The sequence below is a fragment of the Variovorax sp. CCNWLW235 genome (assembly GCF_037204085.1).
In the GTDB taxonomy this organism is placed as follows: domain Bacteria; phylum Pseudomonadota; class Gammaproteobacteria; order Burkholderiales; family Burkholderiaceae_C; genus Variovorax.
Map to the genome: position 1 here is coordinate 60,431 of NZ_JBBCBW010000009.1, position 17,259 is coordinate 77,689.

At 66.0% G+C, this 17,259-nt stretch carries 18 protein-coding genes; 10 read left to right on the top strand and 8 right to left on the bottom strand.

The features are described from left to right. Positions 1–14: 14 nt before the first annotated feature. The 3 genes from V9L21_RS12785 to V9L21_RS12795 are packed head-to-tail and all read right to left on the bottom strand — an operon-like array spanning position 15 to position 2,777. Complete coding sequence (locus tag V9L21_RS12785; protein WP_337312357.1) at positions 15–494, bottom strand: aromatic-ring-hydroxylating dioxygenase subunit beta; 480 nt, start codon at positions 492–494, stop codon at positions 15–17. After that, a complete protein-coding gene (locus V9L21_RS12790) occupies positions 491–1,750 on the bottom strand; it encodes an aromatic ring-hydroxylating dioxygenase subunit alpha (RefSeq protein ID WP_337312359.1) in 1,260 nt (419 codons plus the stop codon). Before V9L21_RS12790 ends, V9L21_RS12785 begins: the two co-directional genes overlap by 4 nt. A 37-nt stretch (positions 1,751–1,787) precedes the next feature. Continuing rightward, positions 1,788–2,777 (bottom strand): 2Fe-2S iron-sulfur cluster-binding protein, encoded by a 990-nt coding sequence (locus V9L21_RS12795; RefSeq protein WP_337312361.1) that lies wholly within the window; start codon positions 2,775–2,777, stop codon positions 1,788–1,790. Between the two features lie 128 nt (positions 2,778–2,905). Between V9L21_RS12795 and V9L21_RS12800 the strand changes: the two genes are divergently transcribed. Continuing rightward, entirely contained in the window at positions 2,906–3,820 is a 915-nt protein-coding gene (locus V9L21_RS12800; RefSeq protein ID WP_337312363.1) for a LysR family transcriptional regulator, read from the top strand. A gap of 19 nt (positions 3,821–3,839) precedes the next feature. Here the strand turns inward: V9L21_RS12800 and V9L21_RS12805 are convergent, their stop codons facing one another. Continuing rightward, positions 3,840–4,463, bottom strand: coding sequence for a 2'-5' RNA ligase family protein (locus V9L21_RS12805; RefSeq protein ID WP_337312365.1), 624 nt, complete (start codon positions 4,461–4,463; stop codon positions 3,840–3,842). A gap of 173 nt (positions 4,464–4,636) precedes the next feature. On the opposite strand from V9L21_RS12805, the gene V9L21_RS12810 reads away from it, so the two are divergent. From V9L21_RS12810 to V9L21_RS12850, 9 genes are all read left to right on the top strand, one after another. After that, a complete protein-coding gene (locus V9L21_RS12810) occupies positions 4,637–5,233 on the top strand; it encodes a TetR/AcrR family transcriptional regulator (protein ID WP_337312544.1) in 597 nt (198 codons plus the stop codon). Between the two features lie 36 nt (positions 5,234–5,269). Next, positions 5,270–5,557 carry a YciI family protein gene (locus V9L21_RS12815; RefSeq protein ID WP_337312366.1) on the top strand — a complete coding sequence of 96 codons (288 nt, stop codon included), beginning with the start codon at positions 5,270–5,272 and terminating at the stop codon, positions 5,555–5,557. A gap of 25 nt (positions 5,558–5,582) precedes the next feature. Next, positions 5,583–6,203, top strand: a complete 621-nt coding sequence (locus V9L21_RS12820) for a DNA-3-methyladenine glycosylase I (RefSeq protein WP_337312368.1) — start codon at positions 5,583–5,585, stop codon at positions 6,201–6,203. Between the two features lie 47 nt (positions 6,204–6,250). Then, entirely contained in the window at positions 6,251–6,598 is a 348-nt protein-coding gene (locus V9L21_RS12825; RefSeq protein WP_337312370.1) for a DUF2946 family protein, read from the top strand. 147 nt (positions 6,599–6,745) lie between these two features. After that, on the top strand, positions 6,746–8,923 hold the full coding sequence (locus tag V9L21_RS12830; RefSeq protein WP_337312371.1) for a TonB-dependent siderophore receptor: 2,178 nt from the start codon (positions 6,746–6,748) through the stop codon (positions 8,921–8,923). Positions 8,924–8,941: 18 nt separating this feature from the next. Then, complete coding sequence (locus V9L21_RS12835) at positions 8,942–9,700, top strand: ABC transporter ATP-binding protein (protein WP_337312373.1); 759 nt, start codon at positions 8,942–8,944, stop codon at positions 9,698–9,700. Further along, the gene (locus V9L21_RS12840) at positions 9,697–11,124 is read left to right on the top strand and encodes an ABC transporter permease (RefSeq protein WP_337312374.1); all 1,428 of its coding nucleotides are present in this window, start codon (positions 9,697–9,699) and stop codon (positions 11,122–11,124) included. The genes V9L21_RS12835 and V9L21_RS12840 overlap by 4 nt, the downstream gene beginning before the upstream one ends. Beyond that, the gene (locus tag V9L21_RS12845) at positions 11,121–12,485 is read left to right on the top strand and encodes an ABC transporter permease (protein WP_337312376.1); all 1,365 of its coding nucleotides are present in this window, start codon (positions 11,121–11,123) and stop codon (positions 12,483–12,485) included. Before V9L21_RS12840 ends, V9L21_RS12845 begins: the two co-directional genes overlap by 4 nt. 214 nt (positions 12,486–12,699) lie before the next feature. Next, positions 12,700–13,224 (top strand): dioxygenase family protein, encoded by a 525-nt coding sequence (locus V9L21_RS12850; protein WP_443304784.1) that lies wholly within the window; start codon positions 12,700–12,702, stop codon positions 13,222–13,224. A 38-nt stretch (positions 13,225–13,262) separates the two neighbouring features. Here V9L21_RS12850 and guaA read toward each other — a convergent pair whose 3' ends face one another. From guaA to guaB, 4 genes are all read right to left on the bottom strand, one after another. Next, positions 13,263–14,882 carry a glutamine-hydrolyzing GMP synthase gene (gene guaA / locus V9L21_RS12855; protein WP_337312380.1) on the bottom strand — a complete coding sequence of 540 codons (1,620 nt, stop codon included), beginning with the start codon at positions 14,880–14,882 and terminating at the stop codon, positions 13,263–13,265. Positions 14,883–14,895: 13 nt separating this feature from the next. Continuing rightward, positions 14,896–15,315 carry a type II toxin-antitoxin system VapC family toxin gene (locus tag V9L21_RS12860; protein ID WP_337312546.1) on the bottom strand — a complete coding sequence of 140 codons (420 nt, stop codon included), beginning with the start codon at positions 15,313–15,315 and terminating at the stop codon, positions 14,896–14,898. An 11-nt stretch (positions 15,316–15,326) separates the two neighbouring features. Further along, entirely contained in the window at positions 15,327–15,575 is a 249-nt protein-coding gene (locus tag V9L21_RS12865) for a type II toxin-antitoxin system Phd/YefM family antitoxin (RefSeq protein ID WP_337312382.1), read from the bottom strand. Between the two features lie 77 nt (positions 15,576–15,652). Further along, positions 15,653–17,122, bottom strand: a complete 1,470-nt coding sequence (gene guaB / locus V9L21_RS12870; RefSeq protein WP_337297545.1) for an IMP dehydrogenase — start codon at positions 17,120–17,122, stop codon at positions 15,653–15,655. Positions 17,123–17,259: the final 137 nt, after the last annotated feature.

The following is a 17,259-nucleotide window of genomic DNA, read 5'->3' on the forward strand; positions in this document are numbered from 1 at the left end:
GAAACTTGGGGGGCTCAGATGGGATAGATGATCGAGTTGGGGATCATCTCGCTGTCGAACACGCAAAGGCGCGTCGCGAACTTCAGTCCTTCGGGGGTCGACACCACCGTGTCGATGTAGCGGCCGACGTTGAACACGGTCGATGCCTGGTCGAGCTTGGTGCGGAACACCGCGTAGTTGGCCTCGCTGTGGATCATGCCGTCGACATCGACCTTGTGCACCAGCGGCAGGCCCACCACATGGCGCTGGTAGTACGGGTCGTGGAACAGCGTTTCCTTGATGCCGTAGACCCGGTCTTCGAGCATGCCCCGGCTCTCGAAAGACAGCGTGGCAAGCGGCAGCCCGCGCTCGTGGTTCTCGCGCGGCTGCAGCCGGTAGCTGCACTCGTCGATGAAGAATGCGGGCCACAAGTCCCACTGGCCCGAATCGACGGCATGCGCATAGGCCGCGTAGAGGCGCGACAGTTCAAGGTAGGCGTTGGCGTCGAGGTTCATGCCGCCTCCATCACTTCACGCCAGTAGCGGTACATGCCGCGGATCAATGTTTCGGTGACCATGTGATCGGTGTTCTCGACCTCGCGCCCGCCCAGCTCGGCCAGGGTGCGGTGGTAGGGCTTCTGCTCGAAGCCCTCTTGCGAGAACTCGATCACCTCGCCGTCGTCGGCCGAAACGAAACCGGCCGGCCCGAACAGGTTGGCCTGGCGCAGGCGCCGCTCGGTCATCTCTTCGGTGTCGTCCTCGAAGCCGAAATGCGTCCAGACGAAATCGAAGGCGTCGTGCCCCACGGGCTGGATGTGGCGCGTCGACACGCTGTTGACCTGCTGCTGCAGGATGAGGCTCGGGAACAGCGTCATCATCACCGCGGTCGGCCCGTTCCACCATGGCTCGGGCACGATGTCCAGAAAGCGCGGGTCCTTGAGCTGCATGCTCTCCTTGAAGCTCGACACCTGCGTGACCTGTGCTGCCTTGCCGGCGCTGCCGCGGGTGGAAATCATCGCGGCGTGGCGGCCACGCGAATCCATCTTGAGCTCCGACTTGTTGTCCGCACGCCAGAGCCCGAAGGTGACGAACCATGTGTGCAAGAGGCCCGGGTGGTATGGGTCCTTGATGTTCTCCTGCATCAGCTTCCAGTTGCCGGGAATGCGCTGGCGGTTGTAGCCGAGGATGGTGAGCTTGCGGCCGTCAAACAGGCGGTCGAAGTAGCCGAGGATGTCGGGCCCCAGAAACTCCTCGAACGGCTCCACATCGTGGTCGAACGATGCGAACACCACGCCGCCGCGCGAGGCCACCCTGAGCTTGTTGAGGCCGTGCTCCTCGGTCTTGAAGTCTGCCGGCATGCCGCCGTTGACCTTGCCGTCCTGCTTCACGCCGCGGCGGAACGGCACGCCTTGCAGGTCGCCCTTGAGCGTGTAGTTCCACTGGTGGTATGGGCAGACGAACTCCTTCCTGTTGCCGTGGCGCTCGCGGCAGAACTGCATGCCGCGGTGCGCGCAAACGTTCTCGAACACGTGGATGGCGCCCGCTTCGTCGCGCGACATGACGACGGAGCGCTCGCCGATGGCGGTGCGCTTGAAGTCGCCCGGATTCGGAATCTCGGCTTCCAGGCCCACGTAGCACCAGTGCTTTTCGTAGAAGAAGCGCTGCAGCTCCTTCTTGTGCAGCGCCTCGTCGGTGTAGGCCATGAAGGGAATGCGGCTGGTCTTTTCGCTTTCCCACCGCAGCTCGATGGGAAATACGTCTTGCGTGCTCATCGCGGGTCTCCTTTTCTTTTGGGTCTGTCTCTGTTCTTCAGGTGCCTTGCAGGTAGAAGGCGTCGGCATGGGTCTGCTCGGGTGCGAGGCCGCGCGCATGCACCAGCTGCGACACGGCCTCGACCATGGGCGGCGAGCCGCAGAGGTAGGCACGCCAGCCGTCCAGGTCGCCGGGCCAGTCGGCGCGGATGGCATCGGTGATGAGGCCCTGGCGCTGGTTTTCGCGCGCAGCGCCGGTGACGACCACCACATGCATCTTCAGCCCCGGATGCTGCGCTTGCAGTTCTGCGAGTTCGGCCAGCCCGTACACGTCGGCGTCGGAGCGCACGCCAAGGTAAAGGTGAATCGGCTGCATCAGATCGGCCGCGATCGCGCCGCGAACGATCGAAAGAATGGGCGCGAGGCCGGTTCCGCCGGCGGCGCAGAGCATCGGCCCGCGGTGCTTCGTGCGCAAGTAGGCCGTTCCGAGTGGACCGCTCACGCGCACCGCATCGCCCATGCGCAACTGCTCGAAGATGTGCGTGGTGACGCGCCCGCCCGGCACCTTGCGGATATGAAATTCAAGCTCTGCATCGCGGCTCAAGCCGGCCATCGAATAGGGCCGCGCCAGGTCCGGCGCGAACTGCAGCTGCGCGTATTGGCCCGGTGAAAACTCGAGCGGCTTGTTCGGCTTGAGCCGCAGGCGGCGGATGTCGTGCGTGAGCACGTCGATGCCGGTCACGGTCGCCTTGAGAATGCGCGCCGGATGCACCACCACTTCGTCGGGCTCCGGAATCTCGATGGTGCAACTTTCGGTCAGCGTGCTCTGGCAGGCGAGCACGTAGCGCTCGCCCTGCCCATCAGGGCGGATCGCGTCTTGCCCGGCGTCGAGCACCTGGCCGGCCACCACCTTGCAGCGGCAGGTGCCGCAGCGCCCCGACATGCAGCTGTAAGACACTGGCACATGGTGCTCGCGCAGCACTTCGAGAAGGTTCGCGCCGGGGCGGACTTCGAGCGTGCGGGCAATGGGGTGAATGTGCAGGTCCATCGGGGGGCTTTTCTTTGCGCCGGCTCAAGAGGCCGGCCTGTCTCTGGAGCGGATGATGCGCGGCGAAGACAGATTGACCAATAGAATCCGGTGAATCGGCTACATCACCGCCATGAATAAAGGTCCGTATGCAACTCAAGGACATCGACCTCAACCTGCTGCTGGTGTTTGACCGCATGCTGGCCGAAAAGCGCGTCTCGGCCGTGGCCGAATCGCTCGGGCTTTCGCAGCCGGCCATCAGCAATGCTTTGGCGCGCTTGCGCAAGCTGCTGGGCGACGAGCTCTTCTTGCGCACGGCTCGCGGCATGGAGCCCACGCCTTTTGCGCTGCAGCTGGCCGAACCGGTGGCCTACGCAATGGGCGCGCTGCACTCGGCGCTGAACCAGCAGGTGGTGTTCGACCCCGCCAGCAGCACGCGCAGCTTCACGCTTGCCATGACCGACATCGGCGAGATCTACTTCACGCCCCGGCTCATGGAAACGCTGTCCGGCACGGCGCCGGGCGTGACGATCAGCACGGTGCGCAACAACGCCGCGGCCAGCCTGCGCGATGAACTCGAAGCCGGTCACGTCGACATTGCAATCGGCCTGCTGCCGCAGCTCAAGGCCGGCGTGTTCCAGCGCCGGCTGTTTCTGCAGCGCTATGTGTGCCTTTTTTCAGGCACCCATCCGCTGGCGCGCAAGCGCAGCGTGTCGCTCAAGGACTTCAGCGCGGCCGACCATGTTCTGGTGCAGGCCGCCGGCACGGGTCATGGCAAGGCCGACGACGTGATGGCTGCGCAAGGCATTCAAAGGCGCATTCGGCTCAGGGTGCCGCACTTCGTGGCCATTGGCCACATTCTTCGCTCGAGCGAAATGATTGCCACCGTGCCGGAACGCCTGGCGCAGAGCATCGCCGAGCCTTTCGGGCTGGTGTGGCGCCCTCACCCGGTGCCGCTGCCGCAGATTGCAATCAACCTGTTCTGGCACGCGAAGGTGCATCGCGACCCGGGCAACCAATGGCTGCGCGGATTGCTGTTCGACAATTTTGCGGACAGCGACTAGAGCGCGGCGGCGAAGAGCTTCAGGCGGGCCGGACCACGGGCCACTGACCGAGCACCTCATGGATGCTTTCGCCCACGTGGCTTTCGATGAGGGCGAACGAATCGGCCCTCCACCGGACCGGCTCGATCGGATGCCGCTCGACCTTTGTGGGCGTGTAGGCCAGGGTCATGTGAGGCGTGAAGCCGTGATCGGGCTTGAAGCCCGCATCGGCCAGTGCTTCGCCAAGACGCTGCCTGAAGGCCGCAAGCGCTGATGTCCCGCTTTCAGCGCCGCACAAAACGAACGCCTTGCTCTTGTCGAACCGCATGACCTCGTCGAACACCACATCGAAAGACGGAGGCGCCACGCTCGCTGCCGCGTCGATGGCGGCCTGCACCTGCTTGCGCGGCACCGCCGCCGGATAGCTGCCGAGGTGATGCAGCGTGACATGCAGGCGATGCGCCTCGGTCAGCTTTCCCTTCAGTGCATGCCGGTCCTTGAGGCGCGCGCCCAGCGCGGCAATCGAAGCGGCGTCTTCAGCGTGCGGAAAGATCGCCAGGAAAAGCGAGCGCGGCAGACGCTCCTTGCGGGGAACTGTGCCGCGAACGCGGCGCAGGGGCGGCGGCGGAGGATCGATACCTGGGAGAAGAAGCTGTTCGGGCATGGCAAAAATAAGAGCGTCTTCCCCCGGAGATTCGGACTGCTGCTGGGCCCATAGCTTACCGAAAGCACCCGCATCGGCCTGGCGATTTGCGTTCTTGACGAATCAGAGCGGCTGCCCTATTCTCCGCGCCGTTTAGGACAGCCGTCCTAGTTGCAGGAGATACCGGATTGCAGATGACCGCCATGGCCGACAAGACCACCCGCGAGCAGATCGTGGATGCTGCGGACCAGCTGTTCTACACGCGAGGTTTCGAGGCCACTTCGTTCGCCGACATTGCGAAGGTGGTGAACATTTCGCGCGGCAATTTCTATCATCACTTCAAGACCAAGGACGAAATTTTGGATGCGGTGATTGCCGCGCGCCTTGGCCAGACGCGCGGCATGCTGGCGCAATGGGAAGCATGCGGCCCTGATCCCACACGCCGCATCCGGAGCTTCATTCACATCCTGGTTGCCAACCAGCCTCTCATCATGCGGCACGGCTGTCCGGTGGGCACGCTGTCTACCGAACTCGCCAAGCTGGACCATCCCTCGCTGAAGCAGGCCAACGGCCTGTTCACCCTGTTCCGCGTCTGGCTGCGAAAGCAGTTCGCGCTGCTGGGCCGCAAGGCCGACGCAGATGCGCTCGCCATGCACCTGCTCGCCCGGAGCCAGGGCGTGGCCGTGCTGGCCAATGCCTTTCGCGACAAGTCCTTCGTGCAGCAGGAAGTGCGGCAGCTGTGCGAATGGCTCGAGTCCTGCGCGCCCAAGCCAGCCACCAGCAACCGCTGACCTCCAGATCCATCACCCTCCACAAACAGAAAAACCATGTTCATCGTGCTTCTCAAGTTCTCCAGCAACAAGGCCAATGCAGCCCAGTGGATGGAAGGCCACAAGGCGTGGCTCCAGCGCGGTTTCGACGACGGCGTGTTCATGCTCGCCGGCAGCCTCAAGCCCAACCAGGGTGGTACCGTGCTCGCGCACCGCACGACCATGGCCGAGCTGCAGGCGCGCGTCGACGCCGATCCGTTCGTTGCCGAGAACGTCGTGAGCGCCGAGATCATGGAAATTGCGCCGGCCCGCGCCGACGAGCGGCTCGGCTTTCTGCTGGGCTGACTATCCCTATACCCGCATCCACCTGATGACCACATTGATCGATGGCCCGGACGGCCACCCACGCTGCCGCTGGTGCGCAAGCGCGCCGGAATTTCTTGCCTATCACGACACCGAATGGGGCTTTCCGGTGACAGACGACCGCCGCCTGTTCGAAAAGCTCTGCCTGGAAGGCTTCCAGTCCGGGTTGAGCTGGCGCACCATCCTTGCCAAGCGGGGGAACTTTCGCGCGGCCTTCCACGGCTTCGACTTCAACAAGGTGGCCCGCTTCACCGCGAAAGACGTCGAGCGCCTGCTGCAAGATGCGGGCATCGTCCGGCATCGGGGCAAGATCGAGGCGGTGATCCACAACGCCGCGCGGGCGCAAGAACTGGTTGCAAGCCACGGCTCGCTGGCGGCCTTTTTCTGGAGCCATGAGCCCGATGCCGGCGCGCTCACGGAACCGCAGAGTGCTTCGACGTCCGAAGCTTCAATCGCGCTGTCCAAGGCACTGAAGAAGCTCGGCTGGAAGTTCGTCGGACCGACGACCGTGTACGCCTTCATGCAGGCCATGGGCCTCATCAACGACCATGCGCAAGGCTGCGTGATCCGGTCGAAGGTGCAACACGCGCGAAGCGCGTTCAAGAGGCCGCACGCCGCACCAGGCTGAACCGGCGGCCGGTGCGCGACAGTATGATTCCGGCCTTCGCTGTCATCATGCGCCGCATTCTTCTCCGACTCCTGCTGCTCGCCGTGTTCTTCAACACGGCCGTCGGCATGCCCTTGCACGAAGCGGAGCATCTGCAGCAGGCGGGGCCGGAAGTTGCGCAGGAGTGGCGCTCGCTGGATGCTGGCGACACCGACGGCCACGACACGGAAGCCCAGGCGCTGTGCTCGTGGTGCGTGGCGTTCGCGCAGCAGGCCTGCGCCCTCGCTGCGCCGCCGATCTACCTGGCCAGCCGGACCGAACCGGCTTCGCTCCAGGCCACGCGGCCCGCAGCCGCATTCGTTCCCGATCCTGAACGCTGGCCCTTCGCCTCGCGCGATCCCCCTGCACTCGCCTGACATCCGCCGCTAGGCGGACTGTTGCCTGCTCGCCCCGTTGCCCGGTGCCTCACACGCATCCGGCGGCATGCGTACCAGTTCCTTCCCGATTTCTGCCTTGCCGCGCCTTCGTCGTGCAGCCGGGCCGTCTCTCGTCGAGTGCCGTTCATGATTTCCAACCTCACCTCCATCCCTTTCGCGGAGCGCCGGATTCCCGGTTGCCGCCTGCTTCCCCTCGCCCTTGCAGTGGCGAGCCTTTTCGCCGGCCCGGCCTTCGCCCAATCGACGACCGAGACCCCGGCGACAGCCGAGCTGTCGACCATCGAAGTCATCGGCCGCACCGAGTCCGGCGCCTACCACTCCGAAGAAGCCGCCGGCGCCAAGACCGAACTGCCGCTGCGCGAGCTGCCGCAGTCGGTGCGCATCGTCACGCGCCAGGCAATCGACGACCTGGGCGCCACCAGGCTGGACGACGTGCTCGACTACGTGGGCGGCGTTTCGCGCCAGAACAACTTCGGCGGCCTGTGGGACAACATAGCGATCCGCGGCCTCCCAGGCAACGAGAACACCGGCATGGCCACGCTGCTGAACGGCTTCTCGTCCAATCGCGGCTTCAATGCCCCGCGAGACCTTGCAGGCGTCGAGCGCATCGAATTTCTCAAGGGCACGGCCGCCGCGCTCTACGGCAGCAGCGAGCCGGGCGGCACGCTCAACATCGTGTCGAAGCGGCCGCTCTGGAAGGCCGCGCATTCGGTCGAGGGATATGCCGGCAGCCATGGTTTGAAGCGCGGCTCGTTCGACAGTACCGGGCCCCTCGGGGAGAACCTCGCCTACCGGCTCAACGTTGCGGCGGAAGACCGAGACAGCTTTCGCGACCATGTGAGCGCCAGGCGCCAGGTGATTGCGCCGGCCTTCACCTGGAAGCTGGGCCGCGACACGGTGTTGGAGTATGCGGGCGAGGTGCTGCGGCACAAGACGCCGCTGGACCGCGGCGTGGTGGCCGTCAACAACCAGCTGGGGGCGATTCCGCGCAGCCGTTTCCTGGGTGAACCCGCCGACGGCGACGTGACCGTCGACAACCAGACGCACCAGTTCGTTCTTTTGCATGAATGGAACACCAACTGGCGAAGCCGTGTGGGCCTTTCTTATCGCGAAACCTCGATCAACGGCTTTGCAACGGAGGCAAGCGCGCTGCAGGCCAACGGCAACCTCACGCGTCAGCGGCGCTTTCGCGACTTCGAATCCCACGACACCGCCTTGCAGGCCGAGCTGCAGGGCAAGGTGCAGACGGGCGGCCTCGAGCACGAACTGCTGTTCGGCGTGGAGAGCTTCCGCTTCAGAATGGATTCGGTGATGCTGCGGGTGAACCCGAGCGCCGCGCGGCCGTATGCCATCGACATCTACAACCCGGTGTACGGCCAGGCCCAGCCCACGCCGGGTGCGAACACCGATACGCTGGAACATCAGCGCGGCACCGCGTTCTATGTGCAGGACGCGATCAAGCTCGCACCCGAATGGCGGCTGGTGGCCGGCGTGCGGGTGGACAACTACCGCCAGTCGCTGCTGAACCGCCGCACGAACACCACAGCCGACCAGGACCCATCGGCCACATCGCCGCGCATTGGCCTGAGTTGGCTGCCGACGCCGCAGTGGACCTTCTATGCGAACGCGGGCCGCTCGTTCCGCCCGAACGTCGGCTCGGACTTTGCGGCCAACAGCTTCGCGCCGGAAACCGGTCGCGCGCTGGAGCTTGGCACCAAATGGGAGAGTGCTGACCAGCGCATCGGCGCTACCGCCGCGCTGTTCGACATTCGCAAGCGCAACGTGCTGACCTCCGACCCGGTGAACACCGGCTACTCGGTTTCCGCGGGAGAAATCCGCAGCCGCGGCCTCGAGCTCGACTTTGCGGGCCAGGTGACGAAGAACTGGCGGGTCAATGCGAGCCTGGTGTTCAACGACGTGGAAATTGCGAAAGACAACAGCCTGGAAGTGGGCGGCCGCCTGCTCAACGTGCCGAAGGTCAACGGCAGCGTGCTTGCCGTGTACGAGGACGCCTTTGCCAACGGGCAGCGCTACGGCATTGGCGGCGGGGTCACTTACATGGGCAAGCGGCTGGGCCAGGCCCGCACGCAGGCCGAGGCCAATGCCGGCACGCCCGCATTCGACCTGCCGAGCTACACCACGGCCAAGCTGGTCGCCTACTGGCGCCTCAACCCCACGCTGCGGTTGACGCTGGATGTCGACAACCTTTTCGACAAGACCTACTACGCGAGCTCCTACAGCCGCGTGTGGGTGACGCCGGGAACGGCACGCACCATCACGCTCGGCCTGCAGGCCCGGTTCTGACGCGAGGAAATACAGATCATGGCCATGAACGACTTTTCACCGCCGCACGCCGCGGCCCACCCCGCGCTGGAGGCCCAAGGCGTGGTCGCCGGCTATGGCGCGCACACCATCCTGCACGGGCTGGACCTCACGGTGAAAGCCGGTGAAATCTACGCGCTGCTGGGTGCCAACGGCGCCGGCAAGACTACGACGCTGAGCCTTTTCCTGGGCTTCGTGCAGCCCGCCAGCGGCCGCCTGCGCGTGAACGGCACCGACCCGGTGGCAGACCCGACAGGCGCACGGCGCCAGCTTGCCTACATACCCGAGAACGTGGCGCTCTACGAGCACCTGAGCGCGCGCGAGAACGTGGCCTACCTGCTTCACCTTGCCGCGCAGCCCGCATCCGCACAGGCCATCGACGAGGCATTGGCCAGCGCCGGGCTGGACGCCGCCGCGCACGGGCGACGCGTGTCGGGGTTCTCGAAAGGCATGCGCCAGAAGGTGGCGATTGCGCTGGCGCTCGCGCGCAAGGTGCCGGCGCTGCTGCTCGACGAGCCCACCTCCGGGCTGGACCCGCAGGCCACCACCGAGTTCAGCCGCATCCTCGGGCTGCTGCGCGCGCAAGGCGTGGCCGTGCTCATGGTGACGCACGACTTGCTCGGCGCCGCGGACGTGGCCGATCGCATCGGCTTCATCGAGCGCGGCCGGCTGATCGAGGAAGTCGCCGCCTCGGGTACCGAGCGCTTCGACGTGCGCGCCTTGCACCGCCGCTACGCAGGCCAGGAGGCAACGCAATGAGCGCCGCACTGCACATTGCACGCGAGGAATGGCGCCTGCTGCGGCGCGACCGCGTCGCCGTGCTCGGGCTTGCGTTGCTGCTGCTGTTGACGGCGGTGGCCACATTCACGGCCTGGGAACAGCGCCGCACCACCGATGCGGAACGCGCGCGCCACCAGGCGCAGGTCGACCATGAATTCGAAACCCAGCCCGACCGGCACCCGCACCGCATGGTGCACTACGGGCACTTCGTTTTCCGGCCACTGAACCCGCTGGCGGCTTTCGACCCTGGAATCGACGCCTACACGGGCCACACGCTCTTCCTTGAAGGGCACCGGCAGAACAGCGCCAATTTCGGCGACGTACGGCAGTCTTCGCTGCTGCTGCGCTTCGGCCAGCTCACCCCTGCCTTCGTGCTGCAGGTGCTGGCACCGCTGCTGCTCATCTTTGTCGGCCATGCGGCGCTGGCGCGGGAGCGCGAATCGGGCACGTTGCGGGTGCTGCTCGCGCAAGGGGTCCGGCCGCGGCAGATCGTGGCGGGCAAGTTGCTGGCGCTGTGCGGCGTGGCGGCCGCGGCGTTGCTGCCCGCATTGCTGGCGCTGTTGTGGATCGGCGCGGCAACGCCCGCTCCCGCCAGCCTGCCTGTTGCAATGGCGGCTGGCTACGGCGTGTGGCTGTTGATCTGGGCCGCGGGAATCGTCGGCGTTTCTGCGTGGTTCGGGCGCGGACGCGACGCCCTGGTGGCATTGCTCGCGCTCTGGGCCGTGAGCGTGGTGCTCGTGCCGCGCCTGGCGCCAGAGATCGCGGCCTCGGCGCTTGCGCTGCCCACGCGCTTCGAGACCGACATCGCGGTGGCCCGCGACCTGGCTGCGCTGGGCGACAGCCACGACCCGGATGATCCCTACTTCGCCGGCTTCAAGAAAAAGGTGCTCGCGCAGTACGGCGTTTCTCGCGTGGAAGATCTTCCCGTCAACTACAAGGGCCTGCTGGGCATGGAGGGCGAGCGGCTGACCAGCGCCCTTTTCCAGCGCTACGCCGATGCTGGCTTCGAGCGCCAGGCCGCGCAGTTGCGCCGCGTCGACGGCTTTGCGCTGCTGAGCCCCGTGGTCGCGCTGCGCCGCCTCTCGATGGCAGCAGCGGGTACCGACCTGGAGAACTACCGCCGATTCGTCGAGCAGGCCGAGCGCCATCGCTATCGCCTGGTGCAGGAGCTCAACCGCCTGCAGGCCGAAAAACTCAGCTTCGCCGGCGACCGCTCCAGCCGCGACAGCCGCATCAGCCACGCGCATTGGCACGGCGTTGCCGACTTTCGCTACGAAGCCGCGCCGCCTGTGGAGGCGCTGCGCCGCGTGGCGCCCGCCGCCGGTGTGCTGCTGCTCTGGCTGGCGATGCTCGCGGGCTTGCTGGGGCTGGCCACGCGCCGCCTGGGGAGGGTGACGCGATGAGCTGGCTCGCCCACGAATTGCGCCTGCTGGTGCGCTCGAAACTGGCGCTGGCTGCGTTGGCATTGCTGTTGGTGCTGTCGACCCTGGCCGTGCTTTCGGGCACGCGCGAGGTGGCGCGCCAGCAGCAGACCATCGCGCGGCTGGCCGGGCTGCAGCAGCAAGACCTCGCTGCGCAGGCACGCAAATACACCCACGGCGGCGATGCCGGCTCCGCTGCGTATTACACCTTCCACGGCACCTGGGATGCACCGTCTTCCACGGCCTTCCTTGCGCTCGGCCTGCGCGATGCCACGCCCTATGTGCTGCGCGTGCGCGCGCTGGCGCTGCAGGCTCAACTGCACGAAGGCGAGAACTTCAATCCCGAATTGGCGCTGGCCGGCCGCTTCGACTTCGCTTTCGTGCTGGTGTATCTGGCGCCGCTGTTTCTCGTCGCGCTGTTGCACGACCTGGTATCGGGCGAGCGCCGATCGGGCCGCCTGGGCACGCTGCTGGCCATGCCCGGCGCCGGCCGCGGACTGTGGCTGCGCCGCGCGGGCTTGCGCACGGCGCTGGTCTTCAGTTGCCTGGTGCTGCCTGTGCTGGCGGGAGCACTGGGCAGCGGCACTGCTATCGAAGCCGTGGGCATCGTGCTGCTGGTCACGGCCGGCTACCTTGCGGTGTGGAGCGGGCTGGCGCTGATCATTGCGACGCGGCGCGGAAGCTCCGCCGCCAACGCGATGGCACTCATGGGCTGCTGGGCCGTGCTGACGCTCATCCTGCCGACCCTTGCCAACGCTGTGCTCGTGCGCGCCGTGCCTGTGCACCAGGGTGTGGAGTTGATGCTGGCGCAGCGCCAGGCCGTGCACGGCGCGTGGGACCTGCCACCGGAGGCGACGATGGAGAAGTTCTTCCGCACGCACCCCGAATGGCGGCACACCGCGCCGCTGCCCTCGGGCTTTCACTGGAAGTGGTACTACGCGTTTCAGCAGCTCGGCGACGAAAGCGCGGCACCGCAGGTAGCGGCTTACCGCGACGGCCTTATCGCGCGCCAGCGCTGGACCTCGCGGCTGGGCTGGCTGCTGCCGGGCGTCGGCGTGCAGGCCGCATTGCATCGACAGGCCGATACCGATTTGCAGGCGCAACTGGCCTATCAGGATCGCATCGCCGAATTTCATGCCCGCTTGCGCGCCTTCTACTACCCCTACCTGTTCAACGACCTGCGCTTCGGCCAGCAGGACTTTGCCTCCCAGCCGCACTTCAGCCTGCCAGCGCAACCGGCGGAAGTGCCGCTCGAGCACCTGCTGGCGCTGCTGCTGATGGGCGTAGCGGTTCTGGCGCTGGGCGTGGCCGCGGCCGGCCGGGTGCGCCCGAGCGCCGGTTGACGAAGGTGCGGAACTCGCGCGTGCGCCGCGGCTCTGACAGGCCATGCACGCCACGCCAGAACCAGGATCTGACCGGGTCGAATCCGCACCGGATCGAGCACAATCCGAACGGACTGGCCCTGCGGCCGGCCTTCCACGGCGCGCCGTTGCCGCGGCGATGGTCGCCTTTCCGGCGCTCTGGCTGGGCGCCCGCGCTCAACCAGCGCCAGTGCGGATGGCCACGCCGTCGCAGACGGAAGGGCCGTTTTATCCCGTCCGCCTGCCGAGCGACTCCGACAACGACCTGTTGCGCAACGGCACGCTGAACTACCGCGGCGGCCAGCCCGCATGGGTCGACGGCTCGGTGACCGACCTGGACGGCAAGCCGCTGCGCGGCGCGCAGGTCGAAATCTGGCAATGCGACGAAAACGGCCATTACCACCACCCCGGCGACGGTGACCGCGCAGATGCGGCCTTTCAGGGCTTCGGCCGCGTCGCGGTGGGCGAGGACGGCAGCTACCGCTTCCGCACCATCCGGCCCGTGCCCTACAGCGGCCGCACGCCGCACATTCACGTGAAAGTGAAGCTGGGCACGCGCGAACTGCTGACCACGCAGCTCTACGTGGCCGGCGACCCTGGCAACGCGCGCGACTATCTCTGGCGCAACCTTTCCCAAGCTGCGAGGGACGCCATTACCGTGCCTTTCGAGCGTGGGGCGGACGGGCTGCGGGCGCGCTTCCCTATCGTGGTTGCCGCCTGAGCCCGCTCGGCGCTAGCGATTGCTTGCGCCTCTGGCGCTTATTCCCACTCGATCGTTGCCGGCGGCTTGCTCGACACGTCGTACGTGACGCGGTTGATGCCGCGCACCTCATTGATGATGCGCCCAGACACCTTCTTGAGCAGCGCATACGGCAGCTCGGCCCAGTCGGCGGTCATGAAGTCGCTGGTCTGCACCGCACGCAGCGCGACCACGTAGTCGTAGGTGCGGCCGTCGCCCATCACGCCCACGCTCTTCACGGGGAGGAACACGGTGAAGGCCTGGCTCGTGAGGTCGTACCAGGTCTTGCCGGTGGCGTCGTCCTTGAAGTTGCGCAGCTCCTCGATGAAGATCGCGTCGGCGCGGCGCAGCAGGTCGGCGTATTCCTTTTTCACTTCGCCAAGAATGCGCACGCCCAGGCCCGGGCCGGGGAACGGATGGCGGTACACCATCTCGGGCGGAAGGCCGAGCGCCACGCCCAGTTCGCGCACTTCGTCCTTGAACAGGTCGCGCAGCGGCTCGAGCAGCTTGAGGCCGAGCTGCTCGGGCAAGCCGCCCACGTTGTGGTGGCTCTTGATGGTGACGGCCTTCTTGCTCTTGGCGCCGCCCGATTCGATGACATCCGGGTAGATGGTGCCTTGCGCAAGGAAGGTCGCACCCTTGTGGCCTCCATCGCCCGCCTTGAGCTTGGCGGCTTCCTGCTTGAACACGGTAACGAACTCGCCGCCGATGATCTTGCGCTTGGCTTCAGGGTCGCTCACGCCGGCGAGCTTGCCGAGGAACAGCTCGCTTGCATCGACGCGAATGACCTTTGCGTGCAGCTTGCCTTCGAACATCTCCATGACCATGTCGCCTTCGTTCAGGCGCAAGAGGCCGTGGTCGACGAACACGCAGGTCAGCTGGTCGCCGATGGCGCGGTGGATGAGCGCGGCGGCCACACTCGAATCCACGCCGCCCGAAAGGCCGAGGATGACTTCTTCATCGCCCACCTGCTCGCGGATCTTCTGCACGGCTTCGGCGATGTGGTCGCGCATGACCCAGTCGGGCTTGGCTTCGCAGATGCCGAGCACGAAGCGATCGATGATCGCCTTGCCTTGCACCGTGTGCGTTACTTCAGGGTGGAACTGCAGCGCGTAGTAGCGGCGCGCCTCGTCGGCCATGCCGGCGATGGGGCAGCTCTCGGTGCTGGCCATGAGCTTGAAGCCGGGCGGCAGTTCGGTGACCTTGTCGCCGTGGCTCATCCACACGTTGAGCATGCCGAAGCCTTCGGGCATGGTGAAGTCGGCAATGTCTTTCAGCAGCGCAGTGTGGCCATGGGCGCGCACCGAAGCAAAGCCGAACTCGCGCTTGTGGCCGCCCTCGACCTTGCCGCCGAGCTGGTGGGCCATGGTCTGCATGCCGTAGCAGATGCCGAGCACCGGCACGCCCAGGTCGAACACGGCTTGAGGCGCCTTGTCGGTGGTTTCTTCGTACACGCTCGCATGGCTGCCCGAAAGAATCACGCCCTTCAGGTGGCCGTCGGCCGCGTACTCGCGCACCCATTCGTCGGTCACGTCGCAAGGGTGCACTTCGCTGAGCACGTGTGCTTCGCGCACGCGGCGTGCGATGAGCTGGGTGACTTGCGAGCCGAAATCGAGGATGAGGATCTTGTCGTGTTGCATGGAGAAGACTCGGTCAGAGCGTTGAAATGTCGAATAGCCTGACGCCCGCTTGCGGCGCAGCCTGGATGAGTTGCTCGTCGAAAGTGGCGAGCGGAAGATTGAGCGACCTGGCGAGCCACAGGTAGCCCGCGTCATAGAGCGAGACGCCGGCATCGATGGCCACGGCGAGCACGGCCTTGTGCTGGGCCGGTGCGAGTTCATGCAGTTCCACGCGGTGGCGGATGGCATCGAGCACGCTCCACAGTCCTTCGACGGCCGAAGGAGGAATGCGGCCGCTGCGAACGCCGTTGGCAAGGATGTTGGCGCACTCCCACTGCCATGCATTGGGCGCCTGCGGCTCGACCTCATCGCGTCGAATGGCGCCGTAGAGCTTGCGGGTGTGTTCGCTGGCCTGGTCGGGCAGCAGCCAGGCGGCGGTAACGGAAGCGTCCATGACGAAGGCTGTCACGATTGCCGTCCTTCGTCGAGCAATGCGCGCACGGTTCGGCCGGGCTTGATGCTGGCGTGCAGCGCGTCGATCTGGCCGAGCTCGCGTTCGATCTGCTCGTCGGTGATGACCGGCTTGCGCCGCACCGGCAGCATGCGCACCACCTCCTTGCCGTGGCGCGTGATGCGAACTTCCTCGCCCTTTTCGACCAGGTCGATCAGGGCAGAGAAGTTGTTCTTGGCTTCGGCGATGCCGATGGATTGCATTTGGGCCAGAAAGTTGGAATCTGGCCCAAATTCTAATCCCGATCTGGCCTGACTTTCAAGATCTGGCCAGATCAGGCTTACTCGGCGCGGTAGTTCGGCGCTTCCTTGGTGATCTGCACGTCGTGCACGTGGCTCTCGCGAATGCCCGCCGTGGTGATCTCGACGAACTCGGCCTTGTTCTTCATCTCTTCGATGGTGGCGCAGCCGCAGTAGCCCATGCTGGCGCGCAATCCGCCGGACATCTGATACACGATGGAAACCATCGAGCCCTTGTAGGGCACGCGGCCTTCGATGCCTTCGGGCACCAGCTTGTCGGCGTTGGGGTTGCCGGTGGTGGATTCCTGGAAGTAGCGGTCGGCACTGCCCTGCTGCATGGCGCCGATGGAGCCCATGCCGCGGTAGCTCTTGTAGCTGCGGCCCTGGAACAGCACGATTTCGCCGGGCGCCTCTTCGGTGCCCGCGAACATGCCGCCCATCATCACGGTGCTTGCGCCCGCGGCAATGGCCTTGGCGATGTCGCCCGAATAGCGGATGCCGCCGTCGGCGATCAGCGGAATGCCTGTGCCCTGCAGCGCGGTGGCCACGTTATCCACGGCCATGATCTGCGGAACGCCCACGCCGGCGACGATGCGCGTGGTGCAGATCGAGCCGGGGCCGATGCCGACCTTGACCGCGTCCGCGCCGGCGTCGGCCAGCGCACGGGCTGCGTCGCCGGTGGCGATGTTGCCGCCGATCACGTCGACCTGCGGATAGTTCTTCTTGACCCAGCGCACGCGCTCGATCACGCCGGCGCTATGGCCGTGCGCGGTGTCGACTACGATGGCATCGACACCGGCCTTGACCAGTGCCTCGACGCGTTCTTCGGTGCCCGCCCCCACGCCGACCGCCGCGCCCACGCGCAGGCGGCCGCTCGGGTCGCGCGCCGCATTGGGGAAGCTGGTCTGCTTGGTGATGTCCTTGACGGTGATCAGGCCCTTGAGCTCCCATGCGCTGTTGATGACCAGCAGGCGTTCGAGCTTGTGCTTGTTGAGCAGCGCCTTGGCTTCGGCGAGCGTGGTGCCGTCGGGCACGGTGATGAGCTTTTCGCGCGGCGTCATGATCTCGCTCACCGGCACGTCCAGGCGGCTCTCGAAGCGCAGGTCGCGCCCCGTGACGATGCCCACCACCTTGCCGCCGTCGAGCACCGGAAAGCCCGAAATGCCCAGCTCGTCGGACAGCTGCATGACCTGCAGCACCGTGTGCGTGGGTGTGATCACCACCGGGTCGCGCAACACGCCGGATTCGTATCGCTTCACCTTGGCAACCTGCGCGGCCTGCTCGGCCGCGGTGAAGTTCTTGTGCACGATGCCGATGCCGCCTTCTTGCGCAATTGCGATCGCGAGGCGTGCCTCGGTCACGGTGTCCATCGCGGCGGAAACCAGCGGCAGATTGAGCGCGATGTTGCGGGAGAAACGGGTGGCGAGGGAGGTGTCCTTGGGCAGGACCTGGGAGAACGCTGGCACCAACAACACGTCGTCGAAGGTGAGCGCTTTGCCGAGAAGGCGCATGGGTGAAGCTCCAAAAGACGGATTGTAACGATGCCCGGTACTTACCCGCCCCCTGAGGGGCTTCGGCCGATATCGGCGTGGCCCGCAAGAGCGTCAAACGTCGCCAATTTCCAACTCGACGGCGTTGAAAGCGTGGG